At 66.9% G+C, this 16,792-nt stretch carries 13 protein-coding genes; 7 read left to right on the top strand and 6 right to left on the bottom strand.

The window, feature by feature from the left end:
• Window positions 1-65: 65 nt before the first annotated feature.
• A complete protein-coding gene (locus tag GFS60_RS28370) occupies window positions 66-410 on the top strand; it encodes a YciI family protein (protein ID WP_159926331.1) in 345 nt (114 codons plus the stop codon).
• Window positions 407-1,681 (top strand): RNA polymerase sigma factor, encoded by a 1,275-nt coding sequence (locus GFS60_RS28375; protein WP_397517979.1) that lies wholly within the window; start codon window positions 407-409, stop codon window positions 1,679-1,681. Before GFS60_RS28370 ends, GFS60_RS28375 begins: the two co-directional genes overlap by 4 nt.
• A gap of 80 nt (window positions 1,682-1,761) precedes the next feature.
• Here GFS60_RS28375 and GFS60_RS28380 read toward each other — a convergent pair whose 3' ends face one another.
• The 4 genes from GFS60_RS28380 to GFS60_RS28395 are packed head-to-tail and all read right to left on the bottom strand — an operon-like array spanning window position 1,762 to window position 5,926.
• Window positions 1,762-2,019, bottom strand: a complete 258-nt coding sequence (locus tag GFS60_RS28380; protein WP_109330731.1) for an HPr family phosphocarrier protein — start codon at window positions 2,017-2,019, stop codon at window positions 1,762-1,764.
• 44 nt (window positions 2,020-2,063) lie between these two features.
• Window positions 2,064-4,166 (bottom strand): PTS fructose transporter subunit IIABC, encoded by a 2,103-nt coding sequence (locus tag GFS60_RS28385; protein ID WP_159926332.1) that lies wholly within the window; start codon window positions 4,164-4,166, stop codon window positions 2,064-2,066.
• Window positions 4,167-4,181: 15 nt separating this feature from the next.
• Window positions 4,182-5,162: a 1-phosphofructokinase gene (gene pfkB, locus GFS60_RS28390; protein ID WP_159926333.1), complete on the bottom strand. Its 981-nt coding sequence runs from the start codon at window positions 5,160-5,162 to the stop codon at window positions 4,182-4,184.
• Complete coding sequence (locus tag GFS60_RS28395; protein ID WP_159926334.1) at window positions 5,159-5,926, bottom strand: DeoR/GlpR family DNA-binding transcription regulator; 768 nt, start codon at window positions 5,924-5,926, stop codon at window positions 5,159-5,161. The genes pfkB and GFS60_RS28395 overlap by 4 nt, the downstream gene beginning before the upstream one ends.
• A gap of 207 nt (window positions 5,927-6,133) precedes the next feature.
• On the opposite strand from GFS60_RS28395, the gene ptsP reads away from it, so the two are divergent.
• The 3 genes from ptsP (at window position 6,134) to GFS60_RS28410 (ending at window position 10,452) form a co-directional block, all read left to right on the top strand.
• Complete coding sequence (gene ptsP / locus GFS60_RS28400) at window positions 6,134-7,801, top strand: phosphoenolpyruvate--protein phosphotransferase (RefSeq protein ID WP_159926335.1); 1,668 nt, start codon at window positions 6,134-6,136, stop codon at window positions 7,799-7,801.
• Window positions 7,802-7,870: 69 nt separating this feature from the next.
• Window positions 7,871-9,199, top strand: a complete 1,329-nt coding sequence (locus GFS60_RS28405; protein ID WP_159926336.1) for a uracil-xanthine permease family protein — start codon at window positions 7,871-7,873, stop codon at window positions 9,197-9,199.
• Window positions 9,200-9,309: 110 nt separating this feature from the next.
• Entirely contained in the window at window positions 9,310-10,452 is a 1,143-nt protein-coding gene (locus GFS60_RS28410) for an acyl-CoA dehydrogenase family protein (protein WP_159926338.1), read from the top strand.
• A 76-nt stretch (window positions 10,453-10,528) separates the two neighbouring features.
• Here GFS60_RS28410 and lexA read toward each other — a convergent pair whose 3' ends face one another.
• Window positions 10,529-11,284 (bottom strand): transcriptional repressor LexA, encoded by a 756-nt coding sequence (gene lexA / locus GFS60_RS28415; RefSeq protein ID WP_159926339.1) that lies wholly within the window; start codon window positions 11,282-11,284, stop codon window positions 10,529-10,531.
• 311 nt (window positions 11,285-11,595) lie between these two features.
• Between lexA and GFS60_RS28420 the strand changes: the two genes are divergently transcribed.
• Both GFS60_RS28420 and nrdR read left to right on the top strand, forming a co-directional pair.
• Complete coding sequence (locus GFS60_RS28420) at window positions 11,596-12,168, top strand: LysM peptidoglycan-binding domain-containing protein (RefSeq protein WP_159926340.1); 573 nt, start codon at window positions 11,596-11,598, stop codon at window positions 12,166-12,168.
• 180 nt (window positions 12,169-12,348) lie between these two features.
• The gene (gene nrdR / locus GFS60_RS28425; protein ID WP_109335162.1) at window positions 12,349-12,813 is read left to right on the top strand and encodes a transcriptional regulator NrdR; all 465 of its coding nucleotides are present in this window, start codon (window positions 12,349-12,351) and stop codon (window positions 12,811-12,813) included.
• Between the two features lie 15 nt (window positions 12,814-12,828).
• Here nrdR and hrpA read toward each other — a convergent pair whose 3' ends face one another.
• Window positions 12,829-16,719 carry an ATP-dependent RNA helicase HrpA gene (gene hrpA, locus GFS60_RS28430; protein WP_159926341.1) on the bottom strand — a complete coding sequence of 1,297 codons (3,891 nt, stop codon included), beginning with the start codon at window positions 16,717-16,719 and terminating at the stop codon, window positions 12,829-12,831.
• Window positions 16,720-16,792: the final 73 nt, after the last annotated feature.

The following is a 16,792-nucleotide window of genomic DNA, read 5'->3' on the forward strand; positions in this document are numbered from 1 at the left end:
CTGCTGCGTCCTGTTCGTCGTCATGGTGTACGGCAACCGTGCCGGAACGACAAGAGGAGTCGAACATGAAATACATGATGCTGATCAACGCCGCTTCGGCGGATGCGACCTCCCAGTGCACCGTCGAAGACTGGATGGTCTACGACAAGCAGGTCACCGAGGCAGGCATCGTGGTCGCGAGCGAGTCGCTGGCCGACCTGACCACCGCTACGACGGTGCGCGTCGGGCCCGACGGCGACCGGTCGATCACCACGGACGGGCCCTTCGCCGAGACCCGCGAGGTGCTGGGCGGCTTCTATGTCATCGACGTGCCGGACCTCGACGTCGCACTCGATTGGGCGGCCCGCTGTCCCGGCGCACGCGGGGGCGGTTCCGTAGTGGTGCGGCCGATCGCGGACTTCGGGGCCTGACCGTGAGGGACGAGGGGACGCCTGGGATCGAACGGACAGTCGAGTCTGTGTTCCGCGAGGAACGCGGTCGGTTGCTGGCGTCGCTCGTCCGTCGCTTCGGCGATCTCGACCTGGCCGAAGAGGTGTCTTCCGAAGCGATCGAGGCCGCGCTCGTTCATTGGCCGGTGCAAGGTGTGCCTGCCAAGCCGGGGGCGTGGCTTCTGACCACGGCGCGGCGACGGGCGGTCGACCGGTTGCGGCGCGACAAGTCCTATGCCGCCCGGCTCGCAGTCCTCCAAGTCGAGGCTGATCGGGCCGATCCCGTCGCACCCGTGGAGGTCGGCAGCGACCTGCCGGACGAGCGGCTGCAGCTCTTCTTCACCTGTGCCCATCCGGCCCTTCCCGCCGAAGATCGGGGTGCCCTGACGCTGCGTTGCCTCGCTGGCCTGACGACGCCGGAGGTTGCGCGGGCATACCTCGTTCCGACTGCGACGATGGCCCAGCGGATCGTGCGGGCGAAGAAGAAGATTCGTGACGCTCGGATTCCGTTCCGTGTTCCCGGCGCCGACGAGCTCCAGGAACGCCTCCCGGGAGTGCTTCAGGTCATCTATTCGATCTTCACCGAGGGTTACGCAGCGAGTTCGGGCCCGGACCTGCAACGGCTCGATCTCGCCGAGGAAGCGATCCGGCTGGGGCGGATCCTTCGTAGGTTGTTACCCGCCGAACGAGAGGTCGCCGGGCTCCTCGGACTGATGCTGTTGATTCATGCTCGGCGCGCGGCCCGAACTGGCCCGAATGGAGAAATTGTGCTGCTCGAGGACCAGGACCGCGGACGCTGGGATCGCGCGTCGATCGAGGAGGGCAGCGCGCTGGTGCTGACCGCGCTGACCGGTGGCCCGCCCGGGCCTTACGGAGTGCAGGCGGCGATCGCTGCACTCCACGACGAGGCGGCGGACGTGGCGACCACCGATTGGCCGCAGGTCGTGGCGCTGTACGACGTCCTGTTCGCGATCGCACGGTCGCCGGTGGTGGCCCTCAACCGGGCGGCCGCGGTGGCGATGCGCGACGGAGCCGAAGCAGGATTGGCGTTGGTGGAGGAGTTGGACCACGAGCCTCGGCTGCGCGGCTATTACCCCTACCCGGCCACCCGGGGTGAGCTGCTGCGCCGCCTCGGTCGGTTTTCCGAGGCCGCGGCGGCGTACCGGGAGGCGCTCGCCCTCGTCGGCACGGAACCCGAACGCCTGCATCTGCAGCGGAGACTGACCGCTGTCGAAGCCGGCGGCGCGGGGTAGCAACGCGAACGGGGCCCTGCCCGGCCGGGTGGGCGGCGCGTGCAGGGCTCCGGACGCGGAACGAGGCGGCCTCGTGTGTCCTATGCGTCGAGATCTGCCGCCACCAGTTGAGCCACTTTCTCGACGGCATCCGCATCGTCGCTGGTCACTGTCACATCGGTGCCCTTGGTGGCGCCGAGCGTCATGATGAGGAGTGCGGAGCCGGCATCGACCGGTTCGCCGTCCGCGACCGAGAGGGTGACGGGGACTCCGGCAGCGGCCACCGCTTCGGCGATGACGGCGGCGGGGCGGGCGTGCAGTCCGATGGACGAACCAACGGCGACTGTGGTGCTGGGCATGGATCTCTCCTTGGTCTGTTGGGGTTGTCTCGCGGTGATGTTTCCTATGCTGCGACTGTCGCAACGTCGGGGTCGAGTTCGGCGTCGGACGCGCCGGGTTTGATGAATTCTTTGGCTCCGACGACACAGAGAGCGGCGACGACCACGCCGGCGGCCAGGGCGACCAGGAACCACAGCAGGTTGCCGATGGCGAAGAACACGAAGATGCCGCCGTGGGGTGCGCTCAGGGTCACGTCGAACGCCATGATCAGGCCGCCCGTGACAGCGCCCCCGGCCATCATCGACGGGATCACGCGCAGGGGATCGGCGGCGGCGAACGGGATGGCGCCCTCGGAGATGAACGCCGAACCCAGGAGCCAGGCGGCCTTACCGTTCTCCCGTTCCGCCTCACTGAACAAGCTCGGCCGCAGAACGGTGGAGGCGAGTGCCATGGCCAGCGGCGGAACCATTCCGGCCGCCATGACGGCCGCCATGATGCGGAGTGAGGCGGGATCGTTGACGTTGAGTCCTGCCACCGCGAAGGCATAGGCGGCCTTGTTCACCGGACCACCGAGGTCGAAGCACATCATCAGTCCGAGGATGATGCCGAGGAAGATGACCGAACTACCGGACAGCCCGTTGAGCCAATTGGTCAGGCCGGACGTGATGGCGGCGAGGGGACGGCCGAGCACCAGGAACATCAGCGCACCCACGATGAGGGTCGCGAAGAGCGGAATGATGACCACCGGCATGAGGCCGCGTAACCACTGAGGAACGGCGATCCGGCTGATCCACAGGGCGACGACACCCGCGATGAGCCCACCGACCAGGCCACCGATGAAGCCGGCTCCGACGAATACTGCTACCGCGCCGGCGGTGAAACCGGGTGCGATGCCGGGTCGGTCGGCTATCGCGAAGGCGATGTAACCGGCCAAGGCCGGAACGAGGAAGCTGAAAGCCAGCGAACCGAGCTGGAACAGCACTGCACCCAGATAGGTGGTGAGACCGCCCTCGGGCAGGCTGCCGAGGGAGTTGTTCAGGACGATGTCCTCGGCGGGTCCGGAGATTTCGTACCCGCCGAGCAGGAAACCGAGGGCGATCAGCAGGCCGCCCGCGGCGACGAAGGGGATCATGTAGCTGACACCGGTCAGCAGGACCTGACGTAGATGGGTGCCCCAGCCGATCGAGCCGGCGGGTTCCGCGGGCTCGGCGGATGCGCTGCCCCCCACCGTCGCGGCCGACGGGTTCATCCCTGCGCGCAGAGCCTCGGTGATCATGACATCGGGCTCGTTGATTGCGCGCTTGACGCCGGAGGCGACCACGGGCTTGCCCGCGAACCGCTCCTTGCCTTTCACGCCGACATCCGTGGCGAAAATGACAGCGGCGGCGCCTGCGATCAGTCCGGGGGCTAGTGGAGTGCTGCCACTCGAACCCTGGGTTTCCACGTGCACCTTCACGCCCGCACGCTCACCGGCGGCGACGAGGGAGTCGGCGGCCATGTAGGTATGCGCGATTCCGGTGGGGCACGCAGTGACCGCGACGATGTGGCGGGACGCCTCCTCGGCGGCCGGTTCAGGTGTGGCGGCGGGTTCGGGTGTGGCGGCGGCCCGTTCGGGTGTGGCGGCAGCGGGCGTCGACGCCGCGGTCGGTGTCGGCGCGGGTGTCGAGGCCGCGGCAGTGGCCGGCGCCGGGGACAGCACGTCCTGGACGAGGGTGACCACGTCGGCCGGGGTGGACGCCTCGCGCAGTGCACCGACGAAGTCGGGACGCACCAGCGCCCGGGCGAGTGAGGACAGCAACTTCATGTGCTCGGCGCCGGCGCCCTCCGGGGCGGCGATGAGGAACACCAGGTCGGCGGGGCCGTCGGGGGCGCCGAAGTCGACCTTGGGTGTGAGCCGGGCGAAGCCGAGGGAGGCAGCCGACACGGCCTCCGCTCGGCAGTGGGGAATGGCGATTCCACCGGGAAGGCCTGTCGCGGATTGTGATTCGCGTGCCAGCGCGGCGTCGCGAAGAGCGTCCGAATCGGTGGCCCGGCCGGCGTCGGCCAACCGGGTGGAGAGCGCGGCTATCACGTCCTCCTTGGATGCTCCGAGGTCGGAATCCAGGGAGATCAGATCTTCGCTGATGATCTGCGGCCCCGAATCGCGGTCGGGAGTGGAGTGAGACATGGGGTGTCCTTCGGGTCAGGCCGGATCGGGGGCGGGGGAGGTGAGGGCGGTCACAGTGACGGCGTCCCTGTGCACGTGTTCGGGACTCGGCAGGGTGGTACCGGGGAGGGCCGCCGCCGCGCTGCCGTAGGCGACGGCGGATCGTAGGCACTCCGGAGGGGCTGCACCGGCGACGTGCGCCGCCAGGTAACCGGCCAGCGAGGAATCGCCGGCCCCGACGGTGCTTCGCGCGACGATGGGTGGCGGCGTCGCCCACCAGGAACCGTCGTTCGTCACCAGAACGGCACCGGCCGCTCCCAGGGTGACGAGTACCGTCTCGACGCCGCGATCGAGGAGCAGCCTTCCTGCGTGGGCGGCCGCAGTCGGATCGCCCTGCAGCGCGGCCTCTTCGAGTAGGCGACCGTCGTAGCCGGTGAGCTGGGCGAGTTCCTCGCTGTTCGGTTTGACGAGGTCCGGTGCGGCGGCGGGAAAGCGTTCCGCCAAGGCCAGCAGGGGAGCGTCGGAGGTGTCGACCGCCACTTTGCAGGACGCCGAGCGCAGCGACTCGACAAGCGTGGCGTACCAGTCGGTCGGAACACCGGGCGGCAGGGAACCAGCCAACACGACCCAGTCGGCACGCGCACCGAACTCGGAAAGCGCGGTGTGCAGATCGGCGAGGGACTGAGCCGTCATCGGGACACCGGGTTCGTTGATCTTCGTGGTGGTGCCGTCGGGTTCGGTGATCGTGATGTTGGTGCGGGCCGAGCCGGACATGGCCACGGTGACGTGCTCGATTTTGTTGTCCCTGAGGGTGGACGGCAACGGATCGCCGGCGTTGGCGGGGAGGATCGCCACCGTGGCGACGCCGGCGGAGGTCAGGGCGCGCGCCACGTTGACACCCTTGCCACCCGGATCGTTATGGGTGGCGACAGCGCGAAGGACGGAGCCGCGTTCGAGCCGTCCCCCGAGGGTCACGGTGCGGTCGATACTCGGATTTGCGGTCAGCGTGACGATCATGCGATCACCACCTCGATTCCCTGGTCGTGGAAATGGGCTCGGTCTGCGGGGCTGATGTCGGAATCGGTGACGAGAATGTCGACGCTGTGGATGGGTGCGAAACTCACCAGGTGCTCGCGCCCCACCTTGGACGAGTCGGCCACCACCACGACGTGGTTGGCGCATCGGACCATGGCCCGCTTCACCGCCGCCTCGTCGGTGTCCGGTGTGGACAGACCGTGGCCGACGCTCAGGGCGTTGGTGCCGATGAATGCGACGTCCACCCGAAGAACGTCGAGAATGCGTAATGCCTCCTCGCCGACTGCAGCCTGGGTGACACCCCGCACCCGGCCGCCGAGCAGATGAAGGGTGACCGAGTTCAGTCCGGCAAGCCGGGCGGCAATGGGCACGGAGTTCGTGATCACTGTGAGGTCGGCGTCGGACGGCAGTTCCGGGATGATCCGGCCGGTGGTCGTTCCCGCATCGAACAGCACACTTCCCCCGGAGGGAGGCAGGAACGAGGCCGCGCGCTTGGCGATCCGGTCCTTCTGCTCGGCGCGGGTGTGGTCCCGCTCCGTCATGCCCGGTTCGGTGACCGTGAGAGATCCTGCGGGCACCGCGCCACCATGCACGCGTCGGACGTGTCCCAGCCGCTCGAGCAGGGCGAGATCCCGCCGGACCGTCTCGGTGGTGACGCCGAAGGTGTCGGAGAGATCCGCGACCGACATGCGGCCGCGTTGCGAGATCAGTGTGGTGACTGCCTGCTGACGTTCTTCCGGGTACACCGTCTCCCCGTTCCTTGTCTCGAAGAAGTTCGGTGAGGAAGTCCGATCGGGGCGAAGTCCGATATGGTCCGCATCACACGAAATGTTGTGTCATGTTGTTTTACGCCCGACTGTGTTGACATGTCAAGAGTTGAGAGTAATCTCCGTCACAGAGTTGATGCGTGTGCGAACCACGCGATGACTGAACCGACCGGCCAGGAGGACCCGATGACCGAGAACCGTGAAATCGTGCGAGGTACCCCGGTGGTGCCGGGCATCGCCTATGCGCCGGTCATCTGGCCCGCCGCTCGACCTGAGGTCACCAGCGGACTGCCGAGGGTGGACGAATCCGGGCGCGACCAGGAGAAAGTTCGCTTCGAGGAAGCTGCAGCGGTGGTGGCTCAGCGCCTGCGCGATCGGGCAGCCACCGTGTCGGGAGCTGCTGCGGAGGTCCTTCAGGCCAACGCGGCCATGGCGGCAGACAGGGGATGGCTGGGCGCAGCTCAGAAGCTGATTGCCGGCGGGGCGCCCGCCGAAGAAGCAGCCTCCGAAGCAACCGAGCAGTTTGCGGCGCTGTTCACCAAGATGGGTGGGCTGATGGCCGAACGCGTGACCGATCTGCGCGACATCCGCGATCGGGTCGTGTCGGAACTCCGGGGTCTACCCGAACCAGGCATTCCCGTTCCCGACGCGCCATCGATCCTGTGCGCGCGGGATCTAGCTCCAGCAGACACCGCAGGTCTCGACCCCGCGTCGATCGTCGGACTCGTCACCCTGCTCGGGGGGCCGACCAGCCACACCGCGATCATCGCGCGGCAGCTCGGCATTCCGTGCGTGGTGGCAGTACACGATCTCGAGTCGGTTCCGGCAGGCACTCCCGTGCTGCTCGACGGTGCGGCAGGCGAAGTGGTGGTGGAGCCGGATCCGGCCGAAGCGCGGGCCGCGGTCGAGCACGGCCGAGCGGAGCGGGCGAGGATTTCGACGTGGTCGGGTCCGGGGCGGACCAGCGACGGCCGACCCGTATCGATCCTCGCCAACGTGCAGGATGGCGCCGGCGCCAGATCCGCACGGGAGACCGCTGCCGAAGGCGTCGGCCTCTTCCGCACCGAACTGTGCTTCCTCGACCGTGATTCCGAACCCGGTGTCGACGAGCAGGCGGACATCTACGCGGAGGTGCTCGAGGCGTTTTCCGGTCGGAAGGTAGTGATCCGCACCTTGGATGCCGGTTCGGACAAGCCGCTGCGCTTCGCCACTACGGCAGACGAGGCCAACCCGGCGCTCGGCGTCCGGGGAATCCGCATCGCGGTTCAGAACCCGGGCATTCTCGGTAGGCAACTCGACGCCATCGCTGCTGCGGCGAAACAGACTCAGTCACAGCCGTGGGTGATGGCACCGATGATCGCCACCACCGCGGAGGCCGAGAACTTCGCTGCCGAGGTCCGGGCGCGGGGTCTGACTCCCGGCGTGATGATCGAGGTACCGGCCGCGGCGCTGCTCGCGGACCGCCTGCTCCGGCACGTCGACTTCCTGTCCATCGGTACGAATGACCTTGCGCAGTACACGATGGCTGCCGACCGCATGTCCTCCGAACTCGCGGCGCTCACCGATCCGTGGCAGCCTGCGGTCCTCGACCTCGTCGCGCGCACCGCTGCGGCGGGACTTGCGGCCGGGAAGCCCGTGGGTGTGTGCGGCGAGGCGGCAGCCGATCCTCTTCTTGCATGCGTGCTAGTGGGGCTCGGGGTGACGTCGCTGTCCTGCGCAGGTGCTGCGGTGTCCGGCGTGGGCGCCAAGATAGGCACGGTGTCCCAGGAACAGTGCCGTCGCGCCGCCGAGGAGGTACTGGCCACCAGCGATCCCATGGAGGCGCGGAACGTCGCGGCTCGGGTCTTGGGCTGACGACGCTTGCCGTGTCGTTTCGGGCCCCACGGCGCGAAATTCGCAGATCGTCCCTACTATTGGCCAACTGTGACGAGAAGAGAAACCGACGCCTCCGACGGCCCGGTCGGAGGGGGTTCCGACCAGGCCGCCCCCGCGAAGGCCTTCGGGTGGACCCTGCACGGTGACGGTAGGCGGATTGCCGATGGAGAGGTCGTTGCACCTGCCGAGCGTCTGACCTGGCCCCGTACGGTCGGGATCGGGATGCAACACGTCATCGCGATGTTCGGTGCCACCCTCTTGGTGCCGACGATTACCGGCTTCCCGGTCACCACCACGCTGTTGTTCTCGGGGATCGGAACGGCGCTCTTCCTGCTCCTGACCCGCGGCCGCATTCCCAGCTACCTCGGTTCCTCCTTCGCATTCATCGCCCCGTTGACGGCATCCCAGGCATCCGGTCCCGCCGCCCAGCTCGGCGGGGTGGCGGCGGCGGGTGTGCTCCTCTTGCTGGTCGGCGTGGCCGTGAAACTGGCGGGCTCCCGGGTGATCGACGCGGTCATGCCGCCCGTCGTCACGGGCGCTGTCGTGGCGCTGATCGGGCTCAATCTCGCTCCGACAGCGGTCGATTCGTTCGAGTCACAACCCCTCATCGCGGGCGTGACCCTGCTCGCGATTCTTGTCGTCACCGTTCTTGGACCCGGATTGCTCGGCCGTCTCGGGATCCTGGTCGGCGTTGTCCTCGGCTGGATCTTCGCGGCGATCACCGGGGGCCTCGCCGACGAACGCGTGACCGCCCTGCGCGATGCAGCCTGGTTCGGAATGCCCGAGTTGCGGGGGCCCACGTTCGAATGGTCGGTGATCGCGCTGACATTGCCCGTCGTCATCGTCCTCGTCGCCGAGAACGTCGGCCACGTGAAAGCGGTGTCCGCGATGACCGGCCGATCACTCGACGACGTTGCCGGCGACGCACTCGTCGCGGACGGACTCGCCACCACCCTGGCGGGATTCGGCGGTGGCTCCGGCACCACCACCTACGCCGAGAACATCGGGGTCATGGCCGCGACACGGGTCTATTCGACCGCGGCGTACTGGGTTGCTGCCGCCACGGCCGTGGTCCTGGCATTTTCCCCCAAGTTCGGTGCCCTGGTCTTCACCGTCCCGAGCGGTGTCATCGGCGGCGCGACTCTGGTGCTGTACGGGCTCATCGGCGTCCTGGGTGTCCGCATCTGGATGGAGGCGAAGGTCGATTTCACCGACCCGGTAAATCTGACCGTCGTTGCGGCGGCGCTTGTTGCCGGCATCGGGGACCTCACACTGACGATGGGCTCGGTGGAGCTCGGCGGAATCGCCTGGGGTTCGATCGGCATCCTCGTCGCCTATCCCGTCATGCGGTCGCTCGCGGGGTTCCGCAGGTCCTGACCGAACCGGATGGGTCACGAATCGCGATCACCTGGGTCATTCTCCGCTGCGTCCGCCACCTCTACCGTCGAACGAGACGTACCCGAACAAGTTTGATATGAGGAGTCGGCGTGGAGCGCACCCTGTTCGAACCGGAGCACGAACTGTTCCGGGAGTCGTACCGAAAGTTTCTCGCCCAGCACGCCGAACCCAACCATGCCAAGTGGGAAGAACAGAACATTGTCGACCGCAGCGTGTGGGTCGAGGCCGGTAAGCAGGGCTTTCTCGGTATGGCGGTGCCGGAGGAGTTCGGCGGCGGCGGTGTCCGCGACTTCAGGTACAACGCGATCATCACCGAAGAGACCACGCGCGGGGGATACAGCGGCGTCGGCTTCACACTGCACAACGACGTGGTGGCCCCCTACCTGCTCGAGCTCTCCAACGAGGAGCAGAAGCAGCGCTGGTTGCCCGGGTTCGCCTCCGGGGAGCTGATCACGGCGATCGCCATGACCGAACCCGGTACCGGCAGTGATCTGCAGGGAATCAAGACCCGTGCGGTTCGTGACGGCGACGACTGGGTTCTCAACGGTTCCAAGACCTTCATCACCAACGGCATCAACGCAGACCTCGTGATCGTCGTCGCGTGTACCGATCCCGACAAGGGCGCGCAGGGATTCAGCCTCCTCGTCGTCGAACGGGGCATGGAGGGTTTCGAACGCGGCCGCAACCTGGACAAAATCGGCATGAAGGCCCAGGACACCGCGGAATTGAGCTTCACCGACGTGCGTGTTCCGGCGGCGAATCTGCTCGGTGAGGAGGGAATGGGCTTCCTCTACCTCATGAAGAATCTCCCGCAGGAGCGTCTGTCGATTGCCGTGGTGGCCGCGGCGGCCATGGAGTCGGCGCTGGAGATGACGATCCAGTACTGCCGCGACCGGAAGGCCTTCGGCAAGTCCATCGGCAGTTTCCAGAACACGCGCTTCGTACTCGCCGAGCTCGCTACGGAGACAACAGCTGTACGCGTCCTCGTCGACAAGTTCATCGAACTGCTCAACGACGAGAAGCTCTCCGTCCAGGAAGCCGCCATGGCCAAGTGGTGGACCACCGAAGCCCAGGTCCGGCTCATCGACCGGTGCCTGCAGCTGCACGGTGGGTACGGGTACATGAAGGAGTACCCGATTGCCAAGGCCTACATGGATTCCCGTGTGCAGACGATCTACGGCGGAACCACGGAGATCATGAAAGAGATCATCGGACGGGGGCTCAACCTCTGACCCGGTCAGCGACATCTCGAGGACACGGAAGAGCCCGCGGCGTGTGCCGCGGGCTCTTCCGTGTGAGGACTGCCCTCTAGATCTTGCGCATCACGGTGACGACCTTGCCCAGGATCACGGCCTCGTTGCCGGGGATCGGCTCGAACAACGCGTTGTGGGGCATCAGCCACACCTCGTTCTTCGTGCGCTTGAAGGTTTTCACCGTGGCCTCGCCGTCGATCATCGCGGCGACGATGTCACCGTTCTCCGCCACGTTCTGCTGACGCACCACCACCCAGTCGCCGTCGCAGATCGCCGCGTCGATCATCGACTCACCGACCACCTTCAACAGGAACAACGACCCTTGGCCCACGAGTTCGCGGGGAAGCGGGAAGACGTCCTCGACAGCCTCCTCCGCGAGGATCGGGCCACCTGCGGCGATTCGGCCGAGAACCGGCACGAAGGTCGGCTCCGGTAGCGGTGCGCCCTCGACACCGGTAGGAACCGCGGCCAAGGGGGCGGTGGTGGCGCGGGCAGCATTGCCCGCATTGGCAGCGTTCGCGGCGGCGCCTGCGGCAACCTCGTCCACACCGCGCACGTCGACGGCGCGTGGACGATTGGGGTCGCGGCGGAGAAAGCCCTTGCGTTCGAGCGTGCGGAGCTGGTGGGCGACCGACGACGTCGAGGTGAGGCCCACCGCGTCGCCGATCTCCCGGATACTCGGCGGGTAACCCCGCTCGTTCACGGACGTCCGAATCACCTCGAGGACGCGGCGCTGCCGATCGGTCAACCCGGCGGCGGTGCCGCCGCTCACCTGTGGAGCCGAACCGTCGGTCGAGCTGTCGTCCTTCATGGCGAGGGGCCTCCGTTTGTCGTGTCGATCTTCTGCCGTGCGGATGTGGATCGCGTGGTGTGGGTCGTGCGGATCCACTCGAAAATGGGTCGTATGTGACTGTTGTTTCGTTGCCTCGAATCTATCTCGGTTCCGCCGCAGTATCAAACACCTGTTCGACCGTGTCGTGCACGTGTTCGACCGCGAAGGGAAGACTTTGTCGGACCCGCGTGGTAGAAATCGAACATGTGTTCTTTCGAACGCGTGATCGAACACCCGGCAGACTCCCACGCCTGGCGGGACGGAATCGGATTCGAGCAGCGGAGGTCCCGATGAGCAACGCAGTTCTCCATCGGCAGTCAGTTCTCCATCGGCAATCAGTACTGAACGGCCGAAACGTGGATGGCCAGGCCGTCCTGGATCGGCAGGCACTCGGCCCGCGCGCGGTTCGGTCGGGCGCCGGGTCACGCGTCGTCCGCTCGCGTGGGGGGCGGTCGTACCGGACACTGCCCCGCCGGCGTTTCGTCGAGGGTGACCTTCGCCGTCCCGCAGCCGGAACGGTCGCCTACGGCACCCGGTCACGCATGTCTCGGGCCGAGCACGCGTATCGGGGAAGCGACGTGGGTTGGCGGATGGTCCTCGCAAGCATCGCGATCACGGCCGCAGTTCTGTTGGGCCTCGTGGGAGTGGCGCAGTTTGCCACCGTCGACGACATGGGGTCGTCGGGCGCGACCGAGGTCGTTCAGGTCCGGGAGGGCGACACTCTCGCTGCCGTGGCCGCGACTGTCTTACCGGACCGTCCTGTGGCGCGGGTCGTCGAACAGATCATGGAACTCAATGCCATGTCGGACTCCGTCGTGCATCCGGGGCAGACGTTGATCGTTCCTGCGTCCGGCACCCGGTGATCGTGGTGGCTCTGCATGCCTCCGCCGATCGACAGACGAGTAGTCTCGAATGCTGTCAGTCCCACCACTTCGTGTGGTCGCGTCGAGATCGTGCATCCGCTGCGTGAATCCGTATTCGTCGGTTCGCCATCGGGGGAGGCGAAAAGCCGCGGCCACGACGGCTACGACGAAGGAATCGCCATGCACTGCCCGTTCTGCCGGCACCCCGATTCACGTGTGGTCGATTCCCGGGAAGCCGACGAAGGTCAGGCCATCCGCAGGCGACGCTCGTGCCCCGAGTGCGGCCGCCGGTTCACCACCGTGGAAACCGCGGTCCTCTCGGTCGTCAAGCGCAGCGGTGTCACCGAACCGTTCAGTCGGGAGAAGGTGGTGCGCGGCGTTCGGCGCGCCTGCCAGGGCCGCCAAGTCGACAACGACGCACTGAATCTTCTTGCCCAGCAAGTCGAAGATGCCGTGCGGGCCTCGGGTTCCGCGGAGATTCCCAGCAACGAGGTCGGGCTCGCCATCCTGGGTCCCCTCCGGGATCTGGACGAGGTCGCGTATCTGCGTTTCGCGTCCGTGTACCGCTCGTTCAGTTCGGCGGAAGATTTCGCGCGCGAAATCAAAGAACTACGCGCTCATCGCGAGTCCCGCGAAAGCGAATGACACCCGATTCGGCCATCAGCGCACCTTCTGCATCGCGCTGAGAACCCGCTTCTCGGACACCTGTATCGGTGTCCCGATCGTCTGGGCGAACAAGCTGACTCGGAGTTCCTCGATCATCCAGTGGATCGCGTCGATGTCGGGCGAATGGTGCCGCTCCTCCGGCAGCGTTGCCAGCATGCGTTCATATGCTGCATATACGCGGTCGAGGACGTCCATTCCCTTCCGATCGCGGGGTGCACTGCCGGGGAGCGATTCGAGGCGTGCGGCGGCGGCGGTGAGATACCGAGGTAGCTCACGGAGCCGCGCGGATCCGGTCTCGGCAACGAATCGAGGAAAGAGCAGCGCCGCGCGCTGTTCCCGCACATCGTCGGCAGCCTCCCCGGTGGCCCGTTCGAGAACCACGGCCAGTCGGTGATCAGATTCCAGAATCGGCAGGACGAGGCGTAGCAGAATTGCGACCTCGCGGGCCATCGCCGCTCGCGCCTCGGCGACGAGCGCGTCGAAGTCACGGGGAGTGCGGATCGGCGCCCCGTGAGCGGCGATCAACTGGTCAGCCGCGGCATTGCGGCAGTCGTCGATCAACGCGTCGAGGCTGCCGTCCGGATTCTGGCCGAGGGTCAGCCGCTGGGTGTTGCTCAGCCCGGTGACGACCGTCTTGGCCTGGGTCGGTACGGCGGCGAGGAGGAGCCTGCGGGTTCCGGCGCGCATAGCCGCCCGTTGCTCGGACGGTGTGCTCAGGACACGGACGGCGACACCATCGCCCTCGGGAACGAGGGCGGGATAGCCGGTGACTTTTTGCCCGCCCAGTTCTCGGGTCACCGTCGGCTCGAGGGAACCGAGCGTGTCCGGCGTCCAGGTGAGCGCAGGGGGCCGCTCGGAAGCGGAGGCCGCCTTCGCGACTTCCTTTTGCACGCGGGGAGCGAGGGACGTGCGGAGCGCCACCAGATCCTTGTCGCGGCTCAGGACGGTGCCCTTCTCGTCCACGGCCGCGAACGTCATGCGTAGGTGGTCGGGGAGTGCCGCGACATCGAAGTCCTTCGGATCGATGCGGCATGCCCCGAGTCGCGACAACTCCCGAGCCATCGCTGTGACGAGCGGTTCGGAACGCGGTTTCACCGCCGCGAGGGCCGCTGCCGCGAAGTCGGGGGCCGGAACCACCTGCCGGCGTAGGGTTTTGGGGAGAGTCTTAATCAGGGCCGTCACCAACTCGACGCGCATGCCGGGGACGAGCCAATCGAAGCCCACCGGCCGGAGACCGGCGAGCAGGGCGATCGGGATGCGAGCGCTGACGCCGTCGTCCTCGTTCCCGGGCTCGAACTGGTAGGTGAGCGGGAACTGCATGTCTCCCTGACGCCAGGCGTCGGGGTAGTCGCCACCCAGCACGGCGACCGAATCGGCGTTGACGACCGTCGACTGGGTGAAGGTGAGGAGGTCCGGCGTGGCGCGGCGGGCCACCTTCCACCAGGAGTCGAAGTGACGGGCTGACACTGCCTCGGCGCCCACACGCTGATCGTAGAATTCGTACAACGTGTCGTCGTCGACGAGGATGTCGCGGCGACGCGCGCGATGCTCGAGTTCCTCGACATCTTCGAGCAGTGCGCGGTTGGCGTGGAAGAATGTGTGCTGAGTTTGCCATTCGCCCTGGACGAGTGCATGGCGGATGAACAGTTCGCGGGACGTTTGGGGGTCGATGGCAGCGTAGTTCACCGCGCGCCGGGCGACGAGGGGGATCCCGTACAACGTCACGCGTTCCCACGCCATGGCGGATCCGCGCTTGGACGACCAGTGCGGTTCGGAGTAGGTGCGTTTCACGAGGTGCGGCGCGAGCTTCTCGGCCCACTCGGGTTCGATCCTCGCGGACATTCGTGCCCACAACCGAGAGGTTTCTACGAGTTCTGCGGCCATCACCCACCGCGGGGGCTTCTTGAACAGGCTCGAACCGGGGAAGATGGCGAATCGGCTTCCACGCGCACCGAGGAAGTCGCGCTTGTCGCCCTCGCGAAGTCCGATGTGCGACAACAGTCCCGCCAGCAGCGATTGGTGAATCGCCGCCTCCCCGGCGGTGGAGGTACTGCTGACCTCCCAGCCCAGTCCGCGGGTGATCTGGCGGAGCTGGCCATGGAGGTCCTGCCATTCGCGGATGCGAAGCCAGTGAAGAAATTCGTTGCGGCACATCTTCCGGAACTGGTTGGAGGACAGTTCGTTCCGTTGTTCACCGAGATACTTCCACAGCTCGAGAAAGGCCAGGAAGTCCGAGTTCTCCACGGCGAAACGGGCATGTTTCTCGTCGGCCGCCTGCTGGAATTCGGCGGGACGTTCGCGCACGTCCTGGATCGACAGGGCGGAGACGATCACGAGGACTTCGGCGAGGCAGCCGTTCCGGTGCGCCTCGACGAGCATGCGGGCCATGCGAGGGTCCACCGGAATCTGGGCGAGTTCGCGTCCGACCGGGGTCAGGACCGGCTGCTCCTTCTGGGTGGACTGCTCGATCGCGCCCAGCTCTTCGAGCAGGCCGATGCCGTCCCGGATCGCGCGCGGATCGGGCGGTTGGACGAACGGAAACGCGGCGATGTCACCGAGACCGAGGGCGGTCATCTGCAAAATGACGGATGCGAGATTGGTGCGAAGAATCTCCGGCTCGGTGAACGGGGGCCTGGACTCGAAGTCTTCTTCCGAGTACAGCCGAATGCAGATGCCGTCCGCGACGCGTCCACAGCGACCGGAGCGCTGGCGGGCGGAGGCCTGGGAGATCGGCTCGATCGGGAGACGCTGCACTTTCGTGCGCACCGAATAGCGCGAGATGCGGGCAGTTCCCGGATCCACGACGTAACGGATGCCGGGCACGGTCAGGGACGTCTCGGCGACGTTCGTCGACAAGACGACCCGACGTCCCGTGTGGGGAGTGAACACTTTGTGCTGTTCCGCCGCGGAGAGTCGCGCGTACAACGGAACGATGTCGGTACCCCGCAGTCGTCTGTCCCGCAGCGCGTCCGCGGTGTCGCGGATCTCCCGCTCGCCGGACAGGAAGACGAGGATGTCGCCGTCCCCTTCCGCCGACAGTTCTTCGACGGCTTCACACACCGCGTCGACGGGATCACGATCGAAGGTCTGATCGCCCACTTCGACGGTGAGAGGGCGGTAACGCATCTCGACAGGGAAGGTTCGCCCCGACACCTCCACGATCGGTGCGGGCACGCCGTCGACGGCGAAGTGCTCGGCGAACCGCTGAGGGTCGATCGTGGCCGAGGTGATCACGACCTTGAGGTCGGGTCGCCGGGGGAGTAGCTGGCGTAGGTACCCCAGGATGAAGTCGATGTTCAGGCTGCGCTCGTGAGCCTCGTCGATGATGAGTGTGTCGTACCGGCGGAGCATCTTGTCGCGCTGAATCTCGGCGAGGAGGATGCCGTCGGTCATCAGTTTGACGAGTGTGCCGTCCGACACCTGGTCGGTGAACCGCACCGTATAGCCGACCGTCTCCCCGAGTTCGCTGTGTACCTCTTCGGCGATCCGTTCGGCTACCGTCCGTGCTGCGAGCCGGCGGGGCTGCGTATGCCCGATGAGCCCGCGTACCCCGCGGCCGAGTTCGAGGCAGATCTTCGGAATCTGCGTGGTCTTGCCCGAGCCGGTCTCACCCGCGACGATTACCACCTGGTGCTCCGAGATGGCGTGCGCGATGTCGTCACGGCGCTGGCTGACCGGGAGCGCGTCGGGGTAGTCGATGCGGGGAACGCTCGCCCGCCGGCGCTCGAGGCGGGCGCGGGCGGCCGCGATCTCGTCCGAGACGCCGGCGAGCGCCTGGGGCGTGCGCGCTCGGTCCAGTCGCCTGCGGAGCCGGTGCTCGTCGCGCAAAGTGAGTTCGCCGAGGGAGTTCTTCAGATCTCGCCGGCTCGGTGCTGTGATGGACATGCTGAGCTACAGCCTAGCCAACGCGGTCGACGAGCCGACGGCTCGGGCGTAGCGGCAGGGGCAGGTCGTCGCC

Origin of the sequence: Rhodococcus sp. WAY2 (assembly GCF_009859915.1) — a bacterium.
Taxonomy (GTDB): Bacteria; Actinomycetota; Actinomycetes; order Mycobacteriales; family Mycobacteriaceae; genus Rhodococcus_F; species Rhodococcus_F oxybenzonivorans.

Coding starts and splice junctions, on each gene's coding strand:
- lexA (WP_159926339.1), bottom strand. CDS start 11,284: ATGAAGGACGACAGCTCGACCGACGGTTCGGCTCCACAGGTGAGCGGC.
- GFS60_RS28380 (WP_109330731.1), bottom strand. CDS start 2,019: ATGCCCAGCACCACAGTCGCCGTTGGTTCGTCCATCGGACTGCACGCC.
- GFS60_RS28370 (WP_159926331.1), top strand. CDS start 66: ATGAAATACATGATGCTGATCAACGCCGCTTCGGCGGATGCGACCTCC.
- ptsP (WP_159926335.1), top strand. CDS start 6,134: ATGACCGAGAACCGTGAAATCGTGCGAGGTACCCCGGTGGTGCCGGGC.
- pfkB (WP_159926333.1), bottom strand. CDS start 5,162: ATGATCGTCACGCTGACCGCAAATCCGAGTATCGACCGCACCGTGACC.
- GFS60_RS28385 (WP_159926332.1), bottom strand. CDS start 4,166: ATGTCTCACTCCACTCCCGACCGCGATTCGGGGCCGCAGATCATCAGC.
- nrdR (WP_109335162.1), top strand. CDS start 12,349: ATGCACTGCCCGTTCTGCCGGCACCCCGATTCACGTGTGGTCGATTCC.
- hrpA (WP_159926341.1), bottom strand. CDS start 16,719: ATGTCCATCACAGCACCGAGCCGGCGAGATCTGAAGAACTCCCTCGGC.
- GFS60_RS28420 (WP_159926340.1), top strand. CDS start 11,596: ATGAGCAACGCAGTTCTCCATCGGCAGTCAGTTCTCCATCGGCAATCA.